This window comes from Acidovorax sp. 93 (assembly GCF_003633835.1).
Classification (GTDB): domain Bacteria; phylum Pseudomonadota; class Gammaproteobacteria; order Burkholderiales; family Burkholderiaceae_C; genus Acidovorax; species Acidovorax facilis.
Genome location: NZ_RBIT01000001.1, coordinates 2,766,221 through 2,786,981, shown reverse-complemented (window position 1 = coordinate 2,786,981; position 20,761 = coordinate 2,766,221). Strand labels below are relative to the sequence as shown.

The window sequence follows — 20,761 nt, the reverse complement described above, 5'->3', positions numbered from 1 at the left end:
GAGCCGCTCGCTGGTTGGCCAGGGCTTGGACGGAGGTTCCGCGTGACGCGGGTGGGTGAGGGCGTGGGCGGATTTCTGGGCAAGGTGCTGGACCGCAATGCCCCGGGCGTGCGCGGTCTGTTGCTGGTGGTGGCTGCGGCACTGGTGGGGGCCTGGCTGGTGGTGCTGGGGGCCATGCACTGGCAAGGCGCCCAACGTGCTGATGAGCGCGCCAAGCTGCTGCAGCAGACCGTGGACACGCTGCAGGCCCGGATCACGGGGGGGGGCATGCTGGGCGCGGTGTCGTTGCTAGGCCTGAGCGAGCCGCTGCTCAAGGCCATGGCCCTGGGGCAGCTGGCACCGGACGACCCTGAAGCCCTGGCGCGGCTGGGGGTGGCCCGGGGGCGGTTTCTGGTCAACGGCGTGTATGTCATGGCGGCCGATGGCACGGTGGTGGCGCACGAGACGCCGGGGGGCCGATCCACCGGCATCAACCTGGCGTTTCGTCCGTATTTTCAGCAGGCCATCAAGGGCGCCATCAGCGTGTATGCCGCCATTGGCAGCAACTCGCAGGAGCGTGGCCTCTATTACGCCGCGCCGCTGTATGAAAACGACACGCCTTCCAGCTCCATCATCGGTGTGGTGATGTTCAAGGTGGGGTTCGAGTTGTTTGACGAGGTGCTCAAGAGCACCCAGTTGCCCACGGTGCTGTTGTCTCCGCAAGGCGTGGTGTTCGCATCGACGCGGCCCGAGTGGCTGTTTGCCGTGGCGCCGCCGCTCACGCAGGCGCGCATTGATTCCATCCGCGCTTCGCGCCAGTTTGGCAACCACTTCGACAAGGGCCTGGCTTCTTCACTGCCCTTCGCGCCGGATGCGGGCGAGGTTGTCATCGACGGGGTGAACTACGCAGTGGAGCGCCGCCAGGTCGATTGGAGCGACCCCGGCGGCCAGTGGCAGCTGGCGATGCTGGATGACGTGAGCACCCTGATGACGGGGGCTGAGCGCCTGAAGGTGGGAGGGGCTGCCTTCGTGCTGCTGAGCCTGCTGGGGCTGCTGCTGCTGGAGCTGCTGCGCAGCCGGGCGCGGGTGAGCGCTGCGCTGGAGCGCTTCAGGGTATTGGGCGCTGCGCTGGGGAGCAGCCCGGTCTCGGTGGTCATCACCGATGGAGACGGGCGCATCGACTGGGTCAATCCGCAGTACGAGCGCAACTCCGGCTACACATTGCAAGAGGTGCGTGGCAAGAAGCCGTCGGTGGTGTCCAGTGGCCAGACCCCGGCGCAGACCTACCAGGAGATGTGGTCCACGCTGCTTTCGGGCCGCTCGTGGCAAGGGCAGTTTGTCAACCGCCGCAAGGACGGAAGCCTCTACCACGACGAGGCTACGCTCTCGCCCGTGTTTGACGAGCGTGGCAAGCGCATTGCCATCGTTGGCCTGCATGAAGACGCCTCGGGGCGTATCCAGGCACAGAAGGAGCTGGAGCGGCGTGAGCGTCTGCTCAACGAGCTGCTGGAGCAGCAGACCGCCATCTTTGACAACGCGCCCCCCATTGCGCTGGTGGGGGACGGGAAGTTCCGGCAGTTCAACCCGGCGTTTGTGGAGCTGATGGGCAGCACGGCGTCCGAGCTGCTGGGGCTGGACGTCGGGGTGTTGCTGGGTGGGGAAGACCGCGAAAGGCAGTTCTACGGCCAGGTAGGCCCCGTGCTGAACGCCGGGGGCGCCGTGCGGCAGGTGTCGACGCTGTTTCGCCTGGATGGCCACAGCTTTGAGGCACGCATGGCAGGACGCAGCGTGCAAATGGAGGGGTTCAAGAACGCATCCCTCTGGGTGATCGAGGACGTCAGCGAGCAGCGCCGGGCCGAGATCGCCATGCAGCAGGCCAAAGACCGGCTGGAGCTGGCGCAGGAGGCCGGCAAGATCGGTGTGTTCGACATTGACCTGCTCACCTCCCAGGTGCTGTGGAGCGAGAAGCTGCTGGCGTTGCTCGGCCTGGCGCCGGGCACGGAGGTGCGCTCCCAGCGTGACTGGCAGGCGGTTCTGCACCCCGATGATCGCGCCCGCGCGGTGGCCGCCTTTTCGAGTGCCCTGGCGGGCGGCGAGACCCACCTTCGCGATTCCTGGCGCATCGTGCGGCCGGACGGTGAGGTGCGATGGTTCCTGTCCGCGGCCCGCATATTTCGCGATGGCAATGGGCGGGCGGTGCGGGTGGTGGGCGTCAACGTGGATATCCACGAACAAAAGCTGCTGGAACAGCAGGTGGCCGAGCAGCTGGATTTCCAGCAGGCACTGATTGACGCCATCCCCGTGCCGCTGTTCTACAAGGGCGCGGACGGCCGGTACATCGGCTTTAACCGCGCCTACGAGCAGGCCTTTGGGGTACAGCGCGAGGCACTGATCGGCAAGACCGTGCGGGACCTTGCGTTCCTGCCCGAGACCGAGCGCGAACGCTTCGATGCGGACGCGCAGGAGGCCTTGCACGGGGTCCAGTCGGTGCACAAGGAGGTGGACCTGCCGTATGCCGACGGAAAGGTGCACCACACGCTGTTCTGGCTGCACGGCTTCTCGCGGCCCGACGGCTCGCCGGGCGGGGCCATCGGGACCTTTGTCGACATCACCGACCGTCAACGCGCCGAGCAGGACCTGCGCCGCGCCAAGGAGCTGGCCGAGGAGTCCACCGCACTCAAGTCCAACTTCCTGGCCAACATGAGCCACGAGATCCGCACTCCGATGAACGCGATCATCGGCATGTCGCACCTGGCGCTCAAGTCGGGCCTGACAGCACGCCAGCACGACTACGTGAGCAAGATCCAGCAGGCCGGCCAGCACCTGCTGGGCGTGATCAACGACATCCTGGATTTTTCCAAGATCGAGGCGGGCAAGCTCATGGTGGAGAAGCAGCCCTTTGTGCTCGACCGCATGCTGGAGAGTGTGTCCGACGTGGTGGGCTACAAGGCCGGTGCCAAGGGGCTGGAGCTGGTTTGCGATGTGGCGGCCGACGTGCCCCCCAACCTGGTGGGTGACTCGCTGCGCCTGGGCCAGATCCTCATCAACTTTGCCAACAACGCCATCAAGTTCACTGAAACGGGCGAGATCAGCATTGCCGTGCGGCTGCTGGAGGCAGAGGGCAACCGGGTGATGCTGCGGTTTGAAGTGCGTGACACCGGGATCGGACTTACGCCCGTGCAGATGGGGCGGCTGTTTCAGAGCTTCCAGCAGGCAGACACCTCCACCACGCGCCGCTATGGCGGCACGGGCCTGGGCCTGGCTATCTGCAAGAGCCTGGCGGAGCTGATGGGCGGCGAGGTGGGGGTGCAGAGCACCTATGGCCAGGGCTCCACATTCTGGGTCACTGTGCCCCTCGAACGCGGTGCACCCGCGCGCGTGCTGCTGCCGCCCCCGGACCTCCGGGGCCGCCGTGTGCTGGTGGTGGACGACAACCAGACAGCGGCCACCGTGCTGTCCGACATGCTGCTGGCCATGGGTTTTGAGGTGGAGCAGGCCCACTCCGGCCTGGAGGCGCTCGACCGGCTGCGCGAGTCCATGGCACGACACCAGCCGTTTGGCCTGCTACTGCTGGACTGGCACATGCCGGGCATGGACGGCGTGGAGCTGGCAGGCCACATCCGGGGCCTGGGCATGGCGCAGGTGCCCAAGATGCTCATGGTCACGGCCTACGGCCGCGAGGACGTGATGCGTGCCGCCCGCGTTCAGGGCATCGACACGGTGCTGATCAAACCCGTCAACGCATCGCTGCTGTTCGACACGCTGATGCAGCCGCTGGAACACTCCATCTACAGCCCGCGCCGCGCCGTCACCCCCGCGCCTGCTGCCGACGAGCTGCCGCTGGAGATCCGGGGAGCGTCGGTGCTGCTGGTGGAGGACAACGAGCTCAACCAGATGGTGGCGGTCGAACTCTTGCTCGAAGCCGGTTTTGCCGTGGATGTTGCCGAGAACGGCCAGATCGCCCTCGACCGCATCGAGCGCAATGCTTATGACGTGGTGCTGATGGACATGCAGATGCCTGTCATGGACGGCGAAACGGCCACGCGGCAATTGCGCAGCAATCCGCGCCATGCTCACCTGCCCATCGTGGCCATGACGGCCAACGCGATGGAGTCCGATCGCCAGCGCTGTTTTGCGGCCGGCATGAACGACCATGTGGCCAAACCCATCGAGCCTGCGGCCTTGTGGGCCGCCCTGAGCCGCTGGATTCGACCCCGGCCGGGGCTGGGCAAACCGCCTGTGGAGGGGGTGCCCCGCGCAGCAGGCGCTGGTGCCAGTTCGGGTTGGGTGGCTGATGGGATGGCGCCAGAGGGGGCTGACGCTGCGGTGGCAGCGGCTTTTCCCGCAGTTGCCGGGCTGGACACCCGCCTGGGTCTGCAGCGCGCCTTGGGCAAGCCGGGCTTGTACGCCGAGATGCTGCGGCGATTTGTGCAAGGCCAGTCGTCGGTGATTGCGCACCTGGAGCAGGCCATTGCCAGCGCAGATGTGGTGCTGGCCGAGCGGCTGGCCCACACCCTGCGCTCGGTCGCGGCCAACATTGGCGCGCAGGAGGTGTCGGCCCATGCACAAGCGCTGGAGCAGGCCTTGCGCAGTGGGGCGCATGCCGAAATGTCCGCGGGACTGACGGCCACCCTGGGCGCTGCGTTGCAGCCCCTGCTGACGGGATTGCAGGCGTGGATGCAGGGGCAGCAAACGGGGCGGCCGGAAGGCCTGGAAACCCCTGCTGGGGCCGCGCTGCAGGGAGTGGGCGCCACGGCGGTCCTGCAAAAGCTGCGCACGCTGCTGGAGCAGGACGACCCTGCAGCCCCCGAGTTTTTCCAACACAATGTCCAGGTGCTCCGATCTGCGCTGGGGAGCAGCTTCACGGTGGTCGAGATGTACACCCAGAATTTTGATTTTGAGCAAGCACTGTCGGCAATGGCCGCCGTGTCAGGCCCCGAACACCCTGCCGTTCACACCCCTTGAGCGGCACAACACCCAGGAACTTCCATGGACAACGCGCCCTTTGCCTCCCCACAGGCCGCTCTTGTTGACAAGCCGATCGCCACGGTGCTGGTGGTGGACGACACGCCGGACAATCTCACCCTCATGGGCAGCCTGCTGCGCGAGCATTTCCTGGTGAAGGTGGCCAACCACGGCGAGAAGGCCCTGAAGATCGCGCAGTCCGACACCCCTCCCGACCTGATCCTGCTCGACATCATGATGCCCGAGATGGATGGTTATGAGGTGTGTCGGCGCCTGAAGGCTGCGGCGGCCACGCGCGACATCCCGGTGATCTTTCTCACGGCGCGTTCCGACACCGACGACGAGCGCGCGGGCCTGGCCCTGGGGGCCGTGGACTACATCACCAAGCCCATCAGTCCGCCCATCCTGCTGGCGCGGGTCAACACCCATCTGGCGCTCAAGGCCACGGCGGATTTCCTGCGCGACAAAAGCTCCTACCTGGAGCGCGAAGTGGCCATGCGCACGCTGGAGGTGCAGGCCATCCAGGACGTGACCATCATGGCCATGACATCGCTGGCAGAGACGCGCGACAACGAAACCGGCAACCACATTCGCCGCACCCAGCTGTACGTGAAGACGCTGGCCGAGCGGCTGCGCCACCACCCGCGTTTCGAGCCCGTGCTCAACGACCGCATGATCGAGCTGCTCTACAAGTCCGCCCCGTTGCATGACATCGGCAAGATCGGCATCCCCGACAGCATCTTGCTGAAACCCGGCAAACTCACGGTGGAAGAGTTCGAGATCATGAAAACCCACACCACCCTGGGCCGCAACGCCATCGACGAAGCCGAGCGGCGCCTGGGCATGCGCGTGGCGTTCTTGAGCGTGTCCAAGGAGATCGCCTACAGCCACCAGGAGAAGTGGGATGGCTCAGGCTACCCGCAGGGCCTGGCGGGCGATGCCATCCCGGTGTCGGCGCGCCTCATGGCCGTGGCCGATGTGTACGACGCACTCATCAGCAAGCGCGTCTACAAGCCCGCGTTTTCACACGACCAGGCCTGCAACACCATCATTCGCGGCAAGGGCACGCACTTTGACCCCGACATGGTGGATGCGTTTGTGGACATTGCGGAAGACTTCCGCAGCATTGCCCAGAAATACCCCGACCCTGGATAAAGGACAACCCCCTGAGCGACTTCGTCGCTTCCCCCTTCCCGAATTGCTACGCAATTCGGGAAGGGGGACGCAGCCAGTGCACGCAAGTGAAACGCCGCACATTCGGCTTGGCGGCCCTTGCACGGCTGCCCTGGTGTGCGTCTCGCCCGCTGCACGGTTCAGCTAGGAGATCTCACCATTGGTCATCGTGTGCTGGCCTAACTGCCGTGCGCGGTGGATGGGTTTAGAACGGCGCGTCTTCGCTCTTGGGGGCGTCGGCCTGTGGGGCGGCACCTGTGGTGTCGGACTCCACATCGGCTGCAGCCTCGGCTTCAGCGCTGAGGGGTGCGTCTGTCGCAGCCGCCTGGCGCACAGCCGCCTTGTCGCCAGCGCTCGCAAACTTGCTGTATTTGCCCAGAATAGGCACCAGCTGGCCGTAGATGCGGGGGCTGCCGGCCAGGCACTCGCGCTGCTCCAGAAAGTCCGCTTCGCCCGTGAAATTGCCCACCAGGCCACCGGCCTCGGTCACCAGCAGCGAGCCCGCAGCCACGTCCCAGATCGACAGGCCGGTTTCAAAGAAACCATCGGTGAAGCCCGCAGCCACATAGGCCAGGTCCAGCGCGGCGGCGCCGGGGCGGCGCAGGCCGGCGGTGCGCTGCATCACGTCGGCCATCATGTTCAGGTAGCTCTTGAAGTTGTCGCCCGGGCGGAAGGGGAAGCCCGTGGAGATCAGGCAGTCCTTGAGCTGGGTGCGCTTGCTCACGCGGATGCGGCGTTCGTTCAGGTAGGCGCCACGGCCCTTGGTGGCGGTGAACAGGTCGTTGCGCGAGGGGTCATAGATGACAGCCTGCTCGACCTTGCCGCGCACCGCCAGCGCGATGCTGACGCAGTACACGGGAAAGCCGTGGATGAAGTTGGTGGTGCCGTCCAGCGGGTCGATGATCCAGACAAATTCCGAATCCTTGGCGCCGTATTCGCTGCCCGACTCTTCGGCCAGGATGCCGTGGCCGGGGTAGGCCGTCAGCAGCGTCTCGATGATGATTTTTTCGGACGCGTGGTCCACTTCGGTCACAAAGTCGTTGATCTGCTTTTGCGAGATCCGCACCGATTCCACGTCAAGGGCCGCGCGGTTGATGATGGCGCCGGCGGCGCGTGCGGCCTTGATGGCCACGTTAAGCATGGGGTGCAGGTTGGACGACATAAATTGTGGTGGTGAGCAGGGCGCCGTGCGTCAACAATGAAGCGAGGCAGCCTGCGAATCAGGAGCGGTGCGATCCGACCCGGCGATGCGGGCGGCGACAATGAGGGCAGGATTTTACCCGCAGAGCCTCTTTTTCGCCTAACCGCTTGCCTTTTCCCTTGTCCTGCACCTGCCCATGAAGACCCGTTTTGTCCTGATCAACACCAGCCACGCCGGCAATGTGGGCGCTGCCGCCCGCGCCATGAAAACCATGGGTTTTGATGACCTGGTGCTGGTGGCCCCGCGCTGGGCCAACGTGCTGCGGCGCGAGGAAACCATCCAGCGTGCCAGTGGCGCGCTCGACGTGCTGGAGAACGCCCGCATCGTGGCAACGCTCGATGAGGCGCTGGACGGCATGAGCCACCTGTGCGCCACGGCGATGACCCCGCGCGACTTCGGGCCGCCCACGGCTGCGCCGCGTGCCCATTTCGAGTTGCTATTAAAACAAGAGCTGTTAGCGCTTGGTGGAAAAGCGCTAGAGGTCAAAAACACCTCAAATCCAGAAGATCCATCGGCTGCGGCAGCCGGCCAGGCCGGTGTCGCCTTCCTGTTTGGCTCCGAGCGTTTTGGCATGGCCAACGAGGACGTCTACCGCTGCCACGTAGCACTGTCGATTCCGACCAACCCCGGCTTTGGCTCGCTCAACCTCGGCGCCGCCATCCAGGTGATTGCCTACGAATGGCGCATGGCGCTGGGCGGGTTCCCGGTGTTGGACGCAACTCCCGCGCGCGCCCTGGCCGACGCAGCGCAGGTGGCGGGCATGCTGGGCCACTGGGAGCAGGCGCTTACCACCATCGGCTTTCTGGACCCCGCCGCACCCAAGAAGCTCATGCCCCGCCTTAACCAGCTTTTCAATCGCGCGCAGCTCAGCCCTGAAGAAATCCACATCTTGAGAGGTGTCGCCAAAGCCATGATCGAGGCCGCTGAGGCGAAACGCTAGACTGTGCGGCCATAAACACATAACGAAAAGAACCGATGTTCGCCCGCCTGCGCTCCGATATCCAGTGCATCCTCGACCGCGATCCTGCCGCGCGCAGCACGTGGGAGGTGATCACCTGTTATCCGGGCCTGCACGCGATCTGGCTGCATCGCCCCGCGCACTGGTGCTGGCACCACGGCCTGAAATGGCTCGGTCGCTTTATTTCGCATTTTGCGCGCTGGTTCACGGGCATCGAGATTCACCCCGGCGCGAAGATTGGCGAGCGCGTGTTCTTCGACCATGCGATGGGCGTGGTGGTGGGCGAGACGGCCGAGATCGGCGACGGCTGCACCATCTACCAGGGCGTCACGCTGGGCGGTACCTCGCTGTACAAAGGTGCCAAGCGCCATCCCACGTTGGGCAAGGACGTGGTGGTGAGTGCGGGCGCCAAGGTGCTCGGCGGCTTTGAAGTGGGTGACGGCGCGAAGATCGGCAGCAATGCCGTGGTCATCAAGCCGGTGCCTGCGGGCGCCACGGCGGTGGGCATTCCGGCCCGGATCATCCCGTCCAAAGCTGGCGAAAGCGCGGACGTGACCGAGCCGCAGCAGGCGCGCAAGTTCACGGCCTATGGCATCACGCAGGAGGACGATCCGCTCTCGCAGGCCATGCGCGGGTTGATCGATAACGCCTCGTCGCAGGAGCACCAGATTGCGCTGCTGTGGCAGGCCATCGAGAAGCTGTCCACCAACCCACAGAACAAGGACTGCGTGCCGTGTGACGCCGCGCTCAAGGAACAGTTCGAGGCAGGCAAGCTCAACGAGTTGGTGGGCAAGTAGCGGCGTGCCTGCGCTGCCCTGTTTTATTTTGTTGCTATGAAAAATATAGCTGTTTGCGTTTATAGATTAAGCGCTAGCGGCTATATTTGCTTCAGATTCTGAAGTATCAAGCTGGGCGAGTTGCCCGCACAGCGCTCTTGGGGCGGAACGCTTTGCAGACCTCGTCCCGCGTTTCCAGGTACGGCCCGCCAATCAGATCGATGCAGTACGGTACCGCCGCAAAGATGCCCGGCACGATTTGCTTGCCATCCGCATCCTTCAAGCCCTCCAGCGTCTCGGCAATGGCCTTGGGCTGGCCGGGCAGGTTGATGATGAGGCTCTGGTCGCGCACGACGGCCACCTGGCGCGAGAGGATGGCGGTGGGCACGAACTTCAGGCTGATCTGGCGCATCTGCTCGCCAAAGCCCGGCATCTCCTTGTGCGCCACGGCCAACGTGGCCTCGGGCGTCACGTCGCGCAAGGCAGGGCCCGTGCCGCCGGTGGTCAGCACCAGGCAACAACCTGCGTTCACCAGTTCGATCAGCGCCGCGCTGATGCCGTCCTGCTCGTCGGGGATCAGGCGGGATTCGAAGGTGGTGGGGTTGTGCAGCGCGCGTGTGAGCCAGTCCTGCAGCGCGGGCAGGCCCTTGTCTTCATAGACACCGCTGCTGGCGCGGTCGCTGATGGAGACGATGCCGATCTTCACCGGGTCGTGCAGGGCAGAAGGCTCACTCATCGCCGTGGTCCTCATCGGTATCGCTGGCGTCGTCTGCACCCGTGCCGCCCAGGTGCTCGCGCACCAGCTGGAACAGCTCGCGGTAGGCGCGGCCCTTGCGCGGGGCCAGGCCTTGCGAGACCTGGACATTGGCCTCCTTGCCCGCAGGCTGTGCATCCTTGCGGGCTTGGCGGATTAGCGCGCGCAACTGCTGCGTGTCGGTGGTGGGGTGCTCGGCCATCCAAGGGGCCAGCGCGTCATCGTCGGCAATCAGGCGGTCGCGCCAGTGTTCGGCCAGGTGCAACTGCATCTTTTCGGTGGCCGAGCCCTTGTGCTGCTCTTCCAGCGCCTGGCGGGCGGCCTGCACCAGCTCGGGTTCGAGCTTGCGCATGATCTTGCCCACGTACTGCATCTGGCGGCGTTTGCCCTCAAAGTTGGTGATGCGCTTGGCCTCGGCCAGCGCGTCCACCAGCTTGTCGGGCAGACCCACCGCCTCGAACAGGTCGGCGCGCAAGCTCAAAAGCTCTTTGCCCAGCTCCTGCAGTTCGTCGCTTTCGCGCTTGAGATCGGTGCGGCTGGCATCGGGCGTGCCTTTGAGTTCGGCCTTGAGCTGAATGTCCATTTCGCTGCCTTCGGCAACGAACTGGCCTCGCACAAAGTAGCCTTTTTTGGGTTTGCGTGACATGGGTGGGGGCAAAAAGAGAAGCGGCGCAGAGCGCGCCACAGCGGCAAGTATCATAGCTGCCGCTATGAATAAACCCTCCACCCGCGCCGCGCGCGCCCAAAGCGCGGCTGCCGCTGCGCCCGCGCCTGCCACCTCCCGCACCCCTGACAACGGCTTCAGCTACAGCCGCGCGTTCTTTGAAGACCTGGTGGACCGCGCCCTGGCCCATGCCAAAAAGCTCGGCGCCACCGACGCAGGCGCCGAGGCGTCCGAGGGCTGCGGCCTGTCGGTCAGCGTGCGCAAGGGCGAGCTGGAGAACGTGGAGCGCAACCGCGATAAATCCCTGGGCGTGACGGTGTACCTTGGCAAACGCCGTGGCAACGCCAGCACTTCCGATTTCTCGAACAAGGCCATCGAGCAGACCGTGCAGGCAGCCTACGATATCGCCCGTTTCACGGCCGAAGATCCCATGGCAGGCCTGCCGGACGCAGATGACATCGCCCCGGCCGACACGCACCGCGATCTGGACCTGTTCCACCCCTGGGCCATCACCAGCGAAGAGGCCGCTGAAATCGCCAAGGCCTGCGAGGCCGCCGCGCTCAAGACGCACCGCCGCATCACCAACAGCGAAGGCGCGGGCGTGTCGGCCCAGCAAAGCCACTTCTTCAGCGCCCACACACGCGGCTTTCGCGGCGGCTATGCCAGTTCGCGCCACAGCTTCTCCGTCGCACCCATCGCCTCGCTGCCCGGCCGCAACGCCGAGATGCAGCGCGATGCCTGGTACAGCTCCATGCGCGACGCCACCGAACTGGCATCGCCCGAGGCCGTGGGCCGCTACGCCGCGCAGCGCGCGTTGAGCCGCCTGGGCAGCCGCAAGATCCCCACCACGCAATGCCCGGTGTTGTTCGAATCCACCCTGGCCGCCGGCCTGCTGGGCGGCTTTGTGCAGGCCGTCAGCGGCGGCTCGCTGTACCGCAAGAGCAGCTTCTTGCTCGACTCGCTGGGCAAGATGGTCTTCCCCAAGCACATCGACATCCTGGAAGACCCCTTCATCCTGCGCGGCAAGGGCAGCTCGCCGTTCGACGAAGAAGGCGTGCGCGTGGCGCCGCGCAAGGTGGTCAAAGGAGGGCGCGTCGAGGGCTACTTCCTGTCCAGCTACTCGGCCCGCAAACTGGGCATGAAGACCACGGGCAATGCGGGCGGCTCGCACAACCTGGTGATGACCTCGCGCCTCACGCAAGCCAGCGACAACCTCGACGCCATGCTGCAAAAGCTGGGCACGGGCCTCTTTGTGGTGGAGCTGATGGGCCAGGGCGTGAACTACGTGACCGGCGACTATTCGCGCGGCGCGAGCGGCTTCTGGGTGGAGAACGGCAAGATCGCCTACCCGGTGCACGAGATCACCATCGCGGGCAACCTCAAAGACATGCTCAAGGGCATTGAGGCCGTGGGTGCGGATGCCTACAACTACGGCGCCAAGACCGTGGGCTCCATCCTGGTCAACCGCATGAAGGTGGCGGGGAGCTAACGCCTGGTCCGTAGCGCAGCCGCCGCAAAGGGCCGCGCTGATGCAAAAAAGGCCCTCGCGACAAGCGAGGGCCTTTTTGTTTTTTGAGCAGCTGTTGCGCTACTTGTTGCCTGCCCGCGCACCCGCCAGCAAGGCCTGCACCGCTGCCTGCAGCACGGGTGTCGCCTCCTCGCCGCTGAGCAGGCCTGAGCTCACGAAAGCCCCATTGATGAGCACGGCCAGCTGGGCCGCCAGGGCCTCGGGCTGGGGCACGCCCAGCCGCTGGGCAATGCCGTGCAGGCGGCTGCGCAGCGTCACCATGTGCTGCTGGGCCACCAAGCGGGCAGGGTGGTCCTGCTCGGCAAATTCGGCCGCCACGTTGATCTGCGGGCAGCCCCGGTAGTTGGAGCGGCCGAGCCGCTCGCCGATCCACTGCATGTGGGCCTGCAGCTCGGCGGCTGGGTCGTCGGCATGCTGCGCCGCCACCGCATCCCACAGGCCCCAGAAGTCCACATCCTCGCGCTCCAGAAACGCCACGATGAGGTCGTCCTTGGTGGGGAAGTAGCGGTACAGGCTGGTCTTGGCCACGGCCGCTTCGGCCACCACCAGGTCCACCCCCACGGCGCGCACACCGCGTTGGTAGAACAGGCTCGACGCCGTGTCGAGGATGCGCTCGCGCACGTCCTGCACGGGCTCGCTGGAGGCCGTCGCAGCGCGCCGTGACGAAGGCTTGGGGTGGGCGCCTGGCGCGGTTGCCGGGAGGGGAGGGGAAAAAGAATGTGCGGCCATGCTTGACATGATACAGACCTGTCTGTAATCTTCAAAAAACAGACAGGTCTGTATCGTCAATTTTCCCCTCCACTTCTTTCCCGAAAGGTTCTCCATGACATCCTCTGTTCCTTCCATCGCGGTGTACGGTGCCAGCGGCCATACCGGTCAGTTTGTGGTGCAGGAGGCCTTGCGCCGTGGCCTGCGCGTGGTGGCCGTGGGGCGCAATGCCGCCCGGCTGGCTGCGCTGTTTCCCTCAGGGGTGGAGTGCCGCGTGGCGGCGCTGGACGACCCGGCGGCACTGGTGCAGGCCTTTGCCGGTTGTGGCGTGGTCATCCATTGCGCGGGGCCATTCATGGACACGGCCACCCCGGTGGCGCAGGCCGCGCTGCATGCGGGCGCCCACTACATCGATGTGACCGCCGAGCAGCCCAGCGCCCAGGGCACCTTTGCCGATTTGCAGGCACCTGCAGTGGCCGCCGGGCGCGTTGTGGTGCCCGCTGCCGGTTTCTACGGTGGCTTGGCCGACCTGCTGGCCAGCGCGCTCGCCGCTCCCGGCCCCATCGACGAGATCACCGTGGCCATGGGGCTGGACCGCTGGTGGCCCACCGAAGGCACGCGCCTGACGGGCGAGCGCAACAAGGCGCAGCGCCAAGTGGTGCAGGGCGGGCGCCTGGTGCCCCTGGTGCCCTCGGTCGATGTGCCGGACTGGACCTTTGCCGCGCCCCTGGCGACCTATGCCATGGTCGAGCTGCCATTCAGCGAGACCATCACCCTGGCCCACCACCTGCAGGCCGAAACCATCCGCTCCCTCATCAACCGCTCGGCCCTGGCCGACATCCGCGATGCCAGCACCCCGCCGCCCACGGCGGTGGATGGCAGCGGCCGGTCGGCACAGCGTTTTGAACTGGTGGTGCGGCTGGTGCAGAACGGCGTGGTGCGGACGGCCGGTGTGCGCGGCCAGGACATCTATGCTGTCACGGCGCCCCTGGTGCTGGAGGCCGCGCAGCGCCTGATGGCTCCGTCCTTTCAGCGCAGCGGTGCGCTGGCCTTGGGCGAGGCGGTGGACTCCATGGACGCGTTGCGGGCGCTGAACGGCCAGGCGCTCGAAGTCTTTGGCGATGTGCGGGTAGCCTGAAAAGCGACCCCGAGTGCGGGTGCCAGCCGCGATCCATGCCCGGGAAAATCGGGCGGGTCACCAGAATCCAAGGCGATATGCTTCGCGCATGCCCTTTGAGCGCCCGCACCCATTGCCCTCCAGCGCGCCCTCTGCGCCATCGAAGCAGACATCGGGTGCGGCTATTGCGCCGCAAGACCCGGCCTTGCTGCGCCGCCTGCTGCGCGCCAAGGACCGCATGGACGCCGCGTCGCACGAGGCCTGGCCAGTTCAGCGGCTCGCCGAGGTCAGCGGCGTGTCGGAGGCGCACTTCGCCCGCTCGTTCCGGCAGGTGTTCGGCATTCCACCCCACCGCTACCTGCTGACCCGCCGCATCGAGCAGGCCACCACCCTGCTGCGCGATACGAATTTGCCCATCACCGAGATCGCCTTTGCCACCGGCTGGGAGAGCCTGGGCACATTCGGGCGCATCTTTCGCGACATCACGGGGATGAGCCCCAGTGGGGTGCGCAGGGAGGCCCAGGCCAATGCCACGCCACTGGACCGGGTGCCCGCCTGTGTGTTGAAAGCCGCACAGCGTCCCGACCTCACCACAGCAGTTTTGGAGAAGCGCCGTCGCCTGGCGGAAGGTACAAATCGGTCCTAGAGCCTGTTCAAGGTCTTTTTGGAGTCGCACAAGTACCTTGCCGGGATGGGATGCAAGGCGCGGTGGGCAGCCAATAGCGCGGCTATTGGCAAGCGCCGCAACGCCGCAGACCGCCCGGCAAGGCACTTGCCCGAAGGGTTGGAGTGAAATCGGGCGACTAGACGCCTCGGCTGCTTGCATGGGCACGAGCCCATGCGGCGCATCCGAAGCATCCACTCCTCCCGATTGCACTCCAATGCGATCTCCAAAAAGACCTTGAACAGGCTCTTAGCAACCAAGGAGATCTGATGACGAAGAACCAAGGCGTTGGTGTGGTGGGTGTGTATGTGGACGACCAGGACGAGGCGCTCGCGTTCTATGTGGGCAAGCTCGGGTTTCAGGTGCACACGGACGTGCGCAACGGCCCCTACCGCTGGCTGACAGTGCAGCATCCCGACCAGCCGGGCTTTCAGCTGGGGCTGTTCACACCCGGCCCGCCCATCCACGATGCCGCCACGGCGCAGACGTTGCGCGCCATGGTGGCCAAGGGCGCCATGCCGCCGCTGGTGTTGCATGTGGCAGATTGCCGCGCTGCGTATGCCCGGCTGCGCGACCAGGGTGTGGAGTTCACGCAGGAGCCCGTGGACCGGTACGGCAATGTGGATGCGGGTTTTCGGGACCCGGCGGGCAATGGCTGGAAGATGATCCAGCTCGCCGCCGGAGATGCGCAATGAGCGCCGGTGTGGGCATTCGGCGGTTTCACCGCTGGGTGTCGATGGCGTTCACGCCAGGGCGTGCCACTCTTCAATTCCCCCACGCGCTGGCCGCGCAATGCGGATGGATGCGCGAAGGGGGGCGCAGCCCATAGTCATCTATGGGCAAGCCACGCGACAAAGCAGACGCCGCATTGCGGGGCCAGCCCGGAGGGAAAGCCAGCCAGGCCGCGCATTGCGTCGTTGCCCTTCGCTTGTGTAGCCAAGCTACACGGCACTCAGGGCGCCTAGCACTGCACGGCCTGGCTGGCTTTCGCGTGGGGGAATTGAAGGGTGACACGCCCTAGCCGTCATTGGCAATTTTGTGGTCCGTGCGCAGGGCGCGGGCAACTCGCCGGATTGGGTGACCTATGCACCCTTGCCACCGCTGGCGCTGCTGATGTTGACGGGGCTGTACCTGTTTGTGCAGCCCTATTTGCGGCGGCCTGCGGCGCGGCGTGCCCCAGGCGCTCCGGTCTTACCACCCGTGTGATGGCTGGCGGCAAGCCCAGCTTTTACTCCCCAAAGTCCGCAAATTCGGCCAGCAGTTGCAGCACGCCCTCCACCGCAGGTGAGGGCGGTGGCTGGTGGCGGTGCGCCACAGCCATGGGGCGCATGAGCGGCGGCTGCAGAGGGCGGATCTGCACATCGGGCGTGCCCTGCAGGTCCTCCACCTCCTCCATCGGCAGCAGCGCGGCGCACTGGCTGGCCACCGCCAGGCTCTTGAGCGCGCCGGGGTAGCTCAGCGCCAGGAAGGGGCGCGGGTGGTGGCCCGCCTGGCCAAACCAGTTGGCAATCAGCCCGTGCATTTGTGTGGCGGGCGCAAACGATGCCCAGCGGCGGGTGGCCAGCCAGTCAGGGGTTGCGAACGCGGGCGCCTCCCAGGCCGCAGGCAGCAGCGCCACCATGGGGTCGTTGCGCCAAGGGGTCTGGCGCACCTCGGCCAAAGGCGGCTGGGGGCTGGCGATGATGCCGATGTCCAGCGTGCCGGCCTTGAGCCGCTGCATCGAATCGGCAGAGCCCACGGCCTCCAGCCGGATCTCCACACCGGGGCAGCGCACGGCCAGTGCCTCCAGCATGCGTGGCAGCAGGCGCGTGCTCACGCCCGCCGACACCCCCACACGCACGATGCCCTCGCGCCCCGAGGCGCGGCGGCGCACGCGCTCCATCAGATCGTCGCAGGCAAGCAGCAGCTGGCGCCCCTCCTGCACCAGCACCTCGCCGGCGGGCGTCAGCTCGGCCTGCCGCCGACCCCGCACCACCAGGTCGGCCTGCAGGCGCGATTCCAGTTCCTTGATGTGCAGGCTGATGGTGGGCGGCGCCAGGTGCAGCGCCTGCGCGGCCGCTGCAAAGTTGCCCAGGTCGGCGATGGCGATCAGCGTCTGCAGGTGGTCCAGGTTGAAGTTACGCATCAGTTTTTATGAATTGAAGCTTCATTAAATTCAACTTTACAGATGGTACGCGAAGCCCGAGCATCCGGGCCATGTTGCATCCCACCCGTCTGGACCCCGAAAGCACGACCCGCCAATCCCACGCGTGCCAGCCGCCGGGGGCCGTGCCAGAGCACCCGGCCCATCGGGGTCGCTGGCCCCGGCGGGTGCGGCGTCTGGGCGGGCGGTGGCTGCAGGCGCTGGGTGCGGCCCTGGCGCGGGCGGAAACACACATCAGCGAGAACTTCCGGGTGCCGCCCCATGGGGGGTGACGGGGGCGGGCCTCCTCACTGCCTGTACTGCTTGCACTGGTGAGGCGGAGGGGATCGGCCTACACTGCACCACCGGTCAGGCGGCCCGGACCGGGGCCTGGTGCGCACCAGGGGGCAAGGCCCAGGGCCGGATTGAGCGAAAGGACCTGGTATGTTGTCCGATGCTTCCGTAACCACCATGCTGCCTGTGATGGACATGGACCGTGCCCGCGCCTTCTACGAGGGTTGCCTGGGGCTCAAGCCCGGCGGGTTCCGGCCCGATGGCAAGTTTGTCTATGCCGTGGGGGGCAGCACGCTGGCGCTGTTCCCCAAGCCGGAAGGCACCAAGGCCGACCACACGGCCATCAGTTTCCAGGTGGCAGACATAGCGGCCACCATCGACGCGCTGAAACGCGCGAAGGTGGTCTTTGAGGACTACGACTTCCCGGGCCTCAAGACCGTCAATCACGTGTGTGTGCTGGGCGCCGAGAAGGCAGCGTGGTTCAAGGACACCGAGGGCAACTACCTCTGCCTGCATGAGGACATTGCCGCATAGCCCGTTGTTTCAAGCAAAAAAGGCCGTTTCCGCGCGGTGGGTGTGCCTTTTAAGCTATTGAAATAGAAGCATTAGGGTGATGGCCATGGCTCAGTGCCCCGCCACCCGCGCGGCAATCGCCTCGCCCACCTGCGTGGTGCTGGCCGTGCCCCCCAGGTCCGGCGTGCGCGGGCCGCTCTTGATGACTTCTTCGATGGCCGCCACGATGGCATCGTGCGCCGCCCGTCCTGCACCCACGCCCTGCGTGAGGAAGTCCAGCATCAGTGCGCCCGACCAGATCATGGCGATCGGGTTGGCAATGTTCTTGCCGTAGATGTCGGGTGCCGAGCCGTGCACGGGCTCGAACAGGCTGGGGAAGTTGCGCTCGGGGTTCAGGTTGGCCGAAGGCGCCAGGCCGATGGTGCCGGTGGTGGCCGGGCCCAGGTCGCTCAAGATGTCGCCAAACAGGTTGGTGGCCGCCACCACGTCAAAGCGGCCCGGCTGCAGTACAAAGCGGGCGGTGAGGATGTCGATGTGCTGCTTGTCCAGCGTGACCTCGGGGTAGCCCTTGGCCACGTCGTCGGCGCGCTGGTCCCACCAGGGCATGCTGATGGCAATGCCGTTGCTCTTGGTGGCCAGGGTGACATGCTTTTTGGGGCGGCTTTGGGCTAGGTCGAAGGCGAACTTCAAAAGGCGGTTGGCACCGTGGCGCGAGTAGACCGATTCCTGGATCACGATCTCGCGGTCGGTGCCTTCGTACATGATGCCGCCCAGCGAGGTGTATTCGCCTTCGGTGTTCTCGCGCACCACGTAGTAGTCGATGTCGCCGGGCTTGCGGCCGGCCAGGGGGCACGGCACGCCTTCAAACAGGCGCACGGGGCGCAGGTTGATGTACTGGTCGAACTCGCGGCGGAACTTGAGCAGCGATCCCCACAGCGACACATGGTCGGGCACGGTGGCGGGCCAGCCCACGGCGCCGAAGAAGATGGCGTCCATGCCCGACAGTTGCGCCTTCCAGTCGTCGGGCATCATTTTTCCGTGGGCGGCGTAGTAGTCGCAGCTGGCCCATTCGAAGGTGTGCAGTTGCAGCTCGAAGCCGAAGCGGGCGGCGGCGGCCTGGATGGCGCGCACTCCTTCGGGCATGACTTCTTTGCCGATGCCGTCTCCGGGAAGGACGGCGATGCGGTAGGTCTTGGTGGTGGGTGCGTTCATGGTGCGTGCAGGGGGCAGGGTAGAGGGAAGCCGCAGGTGGGTGCGGCCGGTGTGTGCACTGCATTATTCCGAGCGCCATCAAAAACTACAATCCGCCAACTGTGGCTCCATCATTCACACATCGTGTATAAAAACCCAGCGGCCGACGATTTGCGCGTTTTCACGGCGGTGGTGCGCAAGTCCAGCTTTGGCGCGGCTGCTGCAGAGCTCGGCACGTCGCCCGCCTACGTGAGCAAGCGCATCCGCCTGCTGGAGCAGGACCTGCAGGTCAAGCTGCTGCACCGCACCACCCGCCGGGTGGCGGTGACGGAGGAAGGCGAGCGCGTTTTCCACTGGGCGCTGCGCATCCTGGACGACATGGAGCAACTCATGCAGGAGGTGGCCATCACGCGCAGCGAGCCGCGCGGGCTGCTGCGCGTGAGCAGCAGCTTCGGCTTTGGGCGGCAGATCGTGGCGCCCGCGCTGTCGCGGCTGGTGGAGCAGCACCCGGGGCTGCAGGTGCGGCTGGAGGTGTTCGACCGGCTGGTGGATGTGGCGGGCGAGGGTTTTGACCTGGATGTGCGCGTGGGCGACGAGATTGCGCCACACCTCATCGCGCGCCGCCTGGCAGACAACCACCGCGTGTTGTGCGCAGCGCCCGCCTACCTGCAGCGCAAGGGCTCGCCGCGCACGGTGGCCGACCTGGCTGCGCACGACTGCCTGGTGATCAAGGAGCGCGACCACCCGTTTGGCGTGTGGCGCCTGCGCAGCGGCGCGCAGGAAGAATCGGTCAAGGTGCGTGGCCCGCTGTCGGCCAACAACGGCGAGATGGCCGTGCAGTGGGCGGTGGACGGGCGTGGCGTGGTGCTGCGCTCGTTGTGGGATGTGGGCGCGCACCTGCAGACCGGGCGCCTGGTGCAGGTGCTGCCGCAGTGGCAGCAAGAAGCCAATGTGTGGGCCGTGTACCCCACGCGGCTGGAGCGGTCGGCCAAGGTGCGAGTGTGCGTGGAGTTTCTGCAGGAGCATTTCCGCGCCGGGTGGATGGCGCGGGATGCCGACGCGGGGGGAAGCACCCAGGTTTGAAGCAAAAATAGCCGCTACCGCCCGTCTGGCAAGCGGTAGCAGCTATCAAAAAGATACTGACTGGGTGGTGGTGAGGGGGCGATCAGCCCGCCAGCGCCGCCTTCACCGCAGCCGACACCTGACCCATATCGGCCTTGCCCGCCAGGCGGGTCTTGACCACGCCCATCACCTTGCCCATGTCGCCAGGGCCTGATGCGCCGATTTCGGCCACGATGGCCTTCACGGCGGCCAGCGTTTCTTCGGCCGACATGCGCTCGGGCAGGTAGGCCTTCAGCACGGCCATCTCGGCCTTTTCCTTGTCGGCCAGATCCTGGCGGCCCGCGCCTTCAAAGGCGGTAATGGAGTCCTTGCGCTGCTTGATGAGCTTGTCCACGATGGCGACCACGGCGGCGTCGTCCAGCTCTATGCGCTCGTCCACTTCCTTTTGCTTCATCGCAGCCTGCAGCAGGCGGATGGTGCCCAGGCGCTCGCTGTCCTTGGCGCGCATGGCGGTTTTCATGTCTTCGGTGATCTGGTCCTTGAGGCTCATGGCGGCTTCCTTTTTTGGGTTTCAAACAGGGACAAGGTTTGCCAAAAGGCTTTCTGGCTACACGTCAACGCCGCAGACAGTAGTCTCGCTACGGCAAGGCGTTGCAACGACGCCAGAAAGCCTTTTGGCAAACCCGAAAAACAAAAACCCGCGCTTGGCGTCCCTAGCGCGGGTTCTGGGACCCAAGCAAAAGGCTCGGGGCCGAAGATGGATCAGTACATCTTCTTGGGCAGTTGCATGCTGCGAACGCGCTTGTAGTGGCGCTTCACGGCGGCTGCCTTCTTGCGCTTGCGCTCGGCGGTGGGCTTTTCGTAGAACTCACGGGCGCGCAGGTCGGTCAGCAGGCCGAGCTTTTCAATGGTGCGCTTGAAGCGGCGCAGTGCAACGTCAAAGGGTTCGTTTTCTTTTACGCGGATCGTAGTCATTAGCTAATGGTTTTCCAAATGGTGCCTGCAGAGGGGCTTGGGGAGATCGGGCCTCAAGTCCGTACAAAGCGGTTTCCCCGTCTGTAACTAGTATTTGGCCGACGGGGCATTGCCAGC

The 20,761-nt window shown here is 65.7% G+C and carries 19 protein-coding genes; 11 read left to right on the top strand and 8 right to left on the bottom strand.

The window, feature by feature from the left end:
- The first annotated feature begins 42 nt into the window (after positions 1-42).
- Positions 43-4,944, top strand: coding sequence for a PAS domain S-box protein (locus tag C8C93_RS12725; RefSeq protein WP_121507136.1), 4,902 nt, complete (start codon positions 43-45; stop codon positions 4,942-4,944).
- Between the two features lie 24 nt (positions 4,945-4,968).
- Positions 4,969-6,099 carry a two-component system response regulator gene (locus C8C93_RS12720; RefSeq protein WP_055400172.1) on the top strand — a complete coding sequence of 377 codons (1,131 nt, stop codon included), beginning with the start codon at positions 4,969-4,971 and terminating at the stop codon, positions 6,097-6,099.
- A gap of 223 nt (positions 6,100-6,322) precedes the next feature.
- Here the strand turns inward: C8C93_RS12720 and C8C93_RS12715 are convergent, their stop codons facing one another.
- Positions 6,323-7,279, bottom strand: a complete 957-nt coding sequence (locus C8C93_RS12715; RefSeq protein ID WP_121507135.1) for an inositol monophosphatase family protein — start codon at positions 7,277-7,279, stop codon at positions 6,323-6,325.
- Positions 7,280-7,454: 175 nt separating this feature from the next.
- Here C8C93_RS12715 and C8C93_RS12710 point away from each other — a divergent pair, with 175 nt between their 5' ends.
- Positions 7,455-8,258, top strand: coding sequence for an RNA methyltransferase (locus C8C93_RS12710; RefSeq protein ID WP_121507134.1), 804 nt, complete (start codon positions 7,455-7,457; stop codon positions 8,256-8,258).
- Positions 8,259-8,293: 35 nt separating this feature from the next.
- Positions 8,294-9,073 carry a serine O-acetyltransferase gene (cysE, locus tag C8C93_RS12705; RefSeq protein WP_055400178.1) on the top strand — a complete coding sequence of 260 codons (780 nt, stop codon included), beginning with the start codon at positions 8,294-8,296 and terminating at the stop codon, positions 9,071-9,073.
- A 106-nt stretch (positions 9,074-9,179) separates the two neighbouring features.
- Here the strand turns inward: cysE and mog are convergent, their stop codons facing one another.
- Together mog and yjgA are read right to left on the bottom strand one after the other, a co-directional pair.
- The gene (gene mog / locus C8C93_RS12700) at positions 9,180-9,788 is read right to left on the bottom strand and encodes a molybdopterin adenylyltransferase (RefSeq protein WP_121507133.1); all 609 of its coding nucleotides are present in this window, start codon (positions 9,786-9,788) and stop codon (positions 9,180-9,182) included.
- Positions 9,781-10,452: a ribosome biogenesis factor YjgA gene (gene yjgA, locus C8C93_RS12695; protein WP_121507132.1), complete on the bottom strand. Its 672-nt coding sequence runs from the start codon at positions 10,450-10,452 to the stop codon at positions 9,781-9,783. Before yjgA ends, mog begins: the two co-directional genes overlap by 8 nt.
- Before the next feature lie 64 nt (positions 10,453-10,516).
- On the opposite strand from yjgA, the gene pmbA reads away from it, so the two are divergent.
- Positions 10,517-11,959, top strand: coding sequence for a metalloprotease PmbA (gene pmbA, locus C8C93_RS12690; RefSeq protein WP_121507131.1), 1,443 nt, complete (start codon positions 10,517-10,519; stop codon positions 11,957-11,959).
- A 99-nt stretch (positions 11,960-12,058) separates the two neighbouring features.
- On the opposite strand, the gene C8C93_RS12685 is transcribed toward pmbA, so the two are convergent.
- Positions 12,059-12,727: a TetR/AcrR family transcriptional regulator gene (locus C8C93_RS12685; RefSeq protein WP_121507130.1), complete on the bottom strand. Its 669-nt coding sequence runs from the start codon at positions 12,725-12,727 to the stop codon at positions 12,059-12,061.
- Between the two features lie 94 nt (positions 12,728-12,821).
- Between C8C93_RS12685 and C8C93_RS12680 the strand changes: the two genes are divergently transcribed.
- The 3 genes from C8C93_RS12680 (at position 12,822) to C8C93_RS12665 (ending at position 15,182) form a co-directional block, all read left to right on the top strand.
- Entirely contained in the window at positions 12,822-13,844 is a 1,023-nt protein-coding gene (locus C8C93_RS12680) for a saccharopine dehydrogenase NADP-binding domain-containing protein (RefSeq protein WP_121507129.1), read from the top strand.
- 88 nt (positions 13,845-13,932) lie between these two features.
- Positions 13,933-14,469 (top strand): helix-turn-helix domain-containing protein, encoded by a 537-nt coding sequence (locus C8C93_RS12675; protein ID WP_233559367.1) that lies wholly within the window; start codon positions 13,933-13,935, stop codon positions 14,467-14,469.
- A 287-nt stretch (positions 14,470-14,756) separates the two neighbouring features.
- Positions 14,757-15,182 carry a VOC family protein gene (locus C8C93_RS12665; protein ID WP_121507127.1) on the top strand — a complete coding sequence of 142 codons (426 nt, stop codon included), beginning with the start codon at positions 14,757-14,759 and terminating at the stop codon, positions 15,180-15,182.
- A 533-nt stretch (positions 15,183-15,715) separates the two neighbouring features.
- Here the strand turns inward: C8C93_RS12665 and C8C93_RS12655 are convergent.
- Complete coding sequence (locus C8C93_RS12655) at positions 15,716-16,612, bottom strand: LysR family transcriptional regulator (RefSeq protein WP_121507125.1); 897 nt, start codon at positions 16,610-16,612, stop codon at positions 15,716-15,718.
- Between the two features lie 71 nt (positions 16,613-16,683).
- Between C8C93_RS12655 and C8C93_RS25010 the strand changes: the two genes are divergently transcribed.
- On the top strand, positions 16,684-16,902 hold the full coding sequence (locus tag C8C93_RS25010; RefSeq protein WP_147433767.1) for a hypothetical protein: 219 nt from the start codon (positions 16,684-16,686) through the stop codon (positions 16,900-16,902).
- 151 nt (positions 16,903-17,053) lie between these two features.
- Positions 17,054-17,437, top strand: coding sequence for a VOC family protein (locus C8C93_RS12650; RefSeq protein ID WP_121507124.1), 384 nt, complete (start codon positions 17,054-17,056; stop codon positions 17,435-17,437).
- A 90-nt stretch (positions 17,438-17,527) separates the two neighbouring features.
- Here C8C93_RS12650 and C8C93_RS12645 read toward each other — a convergent pair whose 3' ends face one another.
- The gene (locus C8C93_RS12645; protein ID WP_121507123.1) at positions 17,528-18,628 is read right to left on the bottom strand and encodes a tartrate dehydrogenase; all 1,101 of its coding nucleotides are present in this window, start codon (positions 18,626-18,628) and stop codon (positions 17,528-17,530) included.
- A gap of 123 nt (positions 18,629-18,751) precedes the next feature.
- Here C8C93_RS12645 and C8C93_RS12640 point away from each other — a divergent pair, with 123 nt between their 5' ends.
- Positions 18,752-19,690: a LysR substrate-binding domain-containing protein gene (locus C8C93_RS12640; RefSeq protein ID WP_199727024.1), complete on the top strand. Its 939-nt coding sequence runs from the start codon at positions 18,752-18,754 to the stop codon at positions 19,688-19,690.
- A gap of 82 nt (positions 19,691-19,772) precedes the next feature.
- Here the strand turns inward: C8C93_RS12640 and C8C93_RS12635 are convergent, their stop codons facing one another.
- Entirely contained in the window at positions 19,773-20,219 is a 447-nt protein-coding gene (locus C8C93_RS12635) for a GatB/YqeY domain-containing protein (protein ID WP_121507122.1), read from the bottom strand.
- 212 nt (positions 20,220-20,431) lie between these two features.
- Positions 20,432-20,644 (bottom strand): 30S ribosomal protein S21, encoded by a 213-nt coding sequence (rpsU, locus tag C8C93_RS12630; protein ID WP_005799779.1) that lies wholly within the window; start codon positions 20,642-20,644, stop codon positions 20,432-20,434.
- Between the last annotated feature and the right edge of the window lie 117 nt (positions 20,645-20,761).

Bases quoted from the DNA above. Each gene is read 5' to 3' on its own strand.
- C8C93_RS12635 (WP_121507122.1), bottom strand. From the start codon at position 20,219: ATGAGCCTCAAGGACCAGATCACCGAAGACATGAAAACCGCCATGCGC.
- C8C93_RS25010 (WP_147433767.1), top strand. From the start codon at position 16,684: ATGTTGCATCCCACCCGTCTGGACCCCGAAAGCACGACCCGCCAATCC.
- mog (WP_121507133.1), bottom strand. From the start codon at position 9,788: ATGAGTGAGCCTTCTGCCCTGCACGACCCGGTGAAGATCGGCATCGTC.
- C8C93_RS12665 (WP_121507127.1), top strand. From the start codon at position 14,757: ATGACGAAGAACCAAGGCGTTGGTGTGGTGGGTGTGTATGTGGACGAC.
- C8C93_RS12720 (WP_055400172.1), top strand. From the start codon at position 4,969: ATGGACAACGCGCCCTTTGCCTCCCCACAGGCCGCTCTTGTTGACAAG.
- C8C93_RS12680 (WP_121507129.1), top strand. From the start codon at position 12,822: ATGACATCCTCTGTTCCTTCCATCGCGGTGTACGGTGCCAGCGGCCAT.
- yjgA (WP_121507132.1), bottom strand. From the start codon at position 10,452: ATGTCACGCAAACCCAAAAAAGGCTACTTTGTGCGAGGCCAGTTCGTT.
- C8C93_RS12655 (WP_121507125.1), bottom strand. From the start codon at position 16,612: ATGCGTAACTTCAACCTGGACCACCTGCAGACGCTGATCGCCATCGCC.
- C8C93_RS12715 (WP_121507135.1), bottom strand. From the start codon at position 7,279: ATGTCGTCCAACCTGCACCCCATGCTTAACGTGGCCATCAAGGCCGCA.
- pmbA (WP_121507131.1), top strand. From the start codon at position 10,517: ATGAATAAACCCTCCACCCGCGCCGCGCGCGCCCAAAGCGCGGCTGCC.
- C8C93_RS12645 (WP_121507123.1), bottom strand. From the start codon at position 18,628: ATGAACGCACCCACCACCAAGACCTACCGCATCGCCGTCCTTCCCGGA.
- C8C93_RS12685 (WP_121507130.1), bottom strand. From the start codon at position 12,727: ATGGCCGCACATTCTTTTTCCCCTCCCCTCCCGGCAACCGCGCCAGGC.
- C8C93_RS12650 (WP_121507124.1), top strand. From the start codon at position 17,054: ATGTTGTCCGATGCTTCCGTAACCACCATGCTGCCTGTGATGGACATG.
- C8C93_RS12710 (WP_121507134.1), top strand. From the start codon at position 7,455: ATGAAGACCCGTTTTGTCCTGATCAACACCAGCCACGCCGGCAATGTG.
- rpsU (WP_005799779.1), bottom strand. From the start codon at position 20,644: ATGACTACGATCCGCGTAAAAGAAAACGAACCCTTTGACGTTGCACTG.
- cysE (WP_055400178.1), top strand. From the start codon at position 8,294: ATGTTCGCCCGCCTGCGCTCCGATATCCAGTGCATCCTCGACCGCGAT.
- C8C93_RS12675 (WP_233559367.1), top strand. From the start codon at position 13,933: ATGCCCTTTGAGCGCCCGCACCCATTGCCCTCCAGCGCGCCCTCTGCG.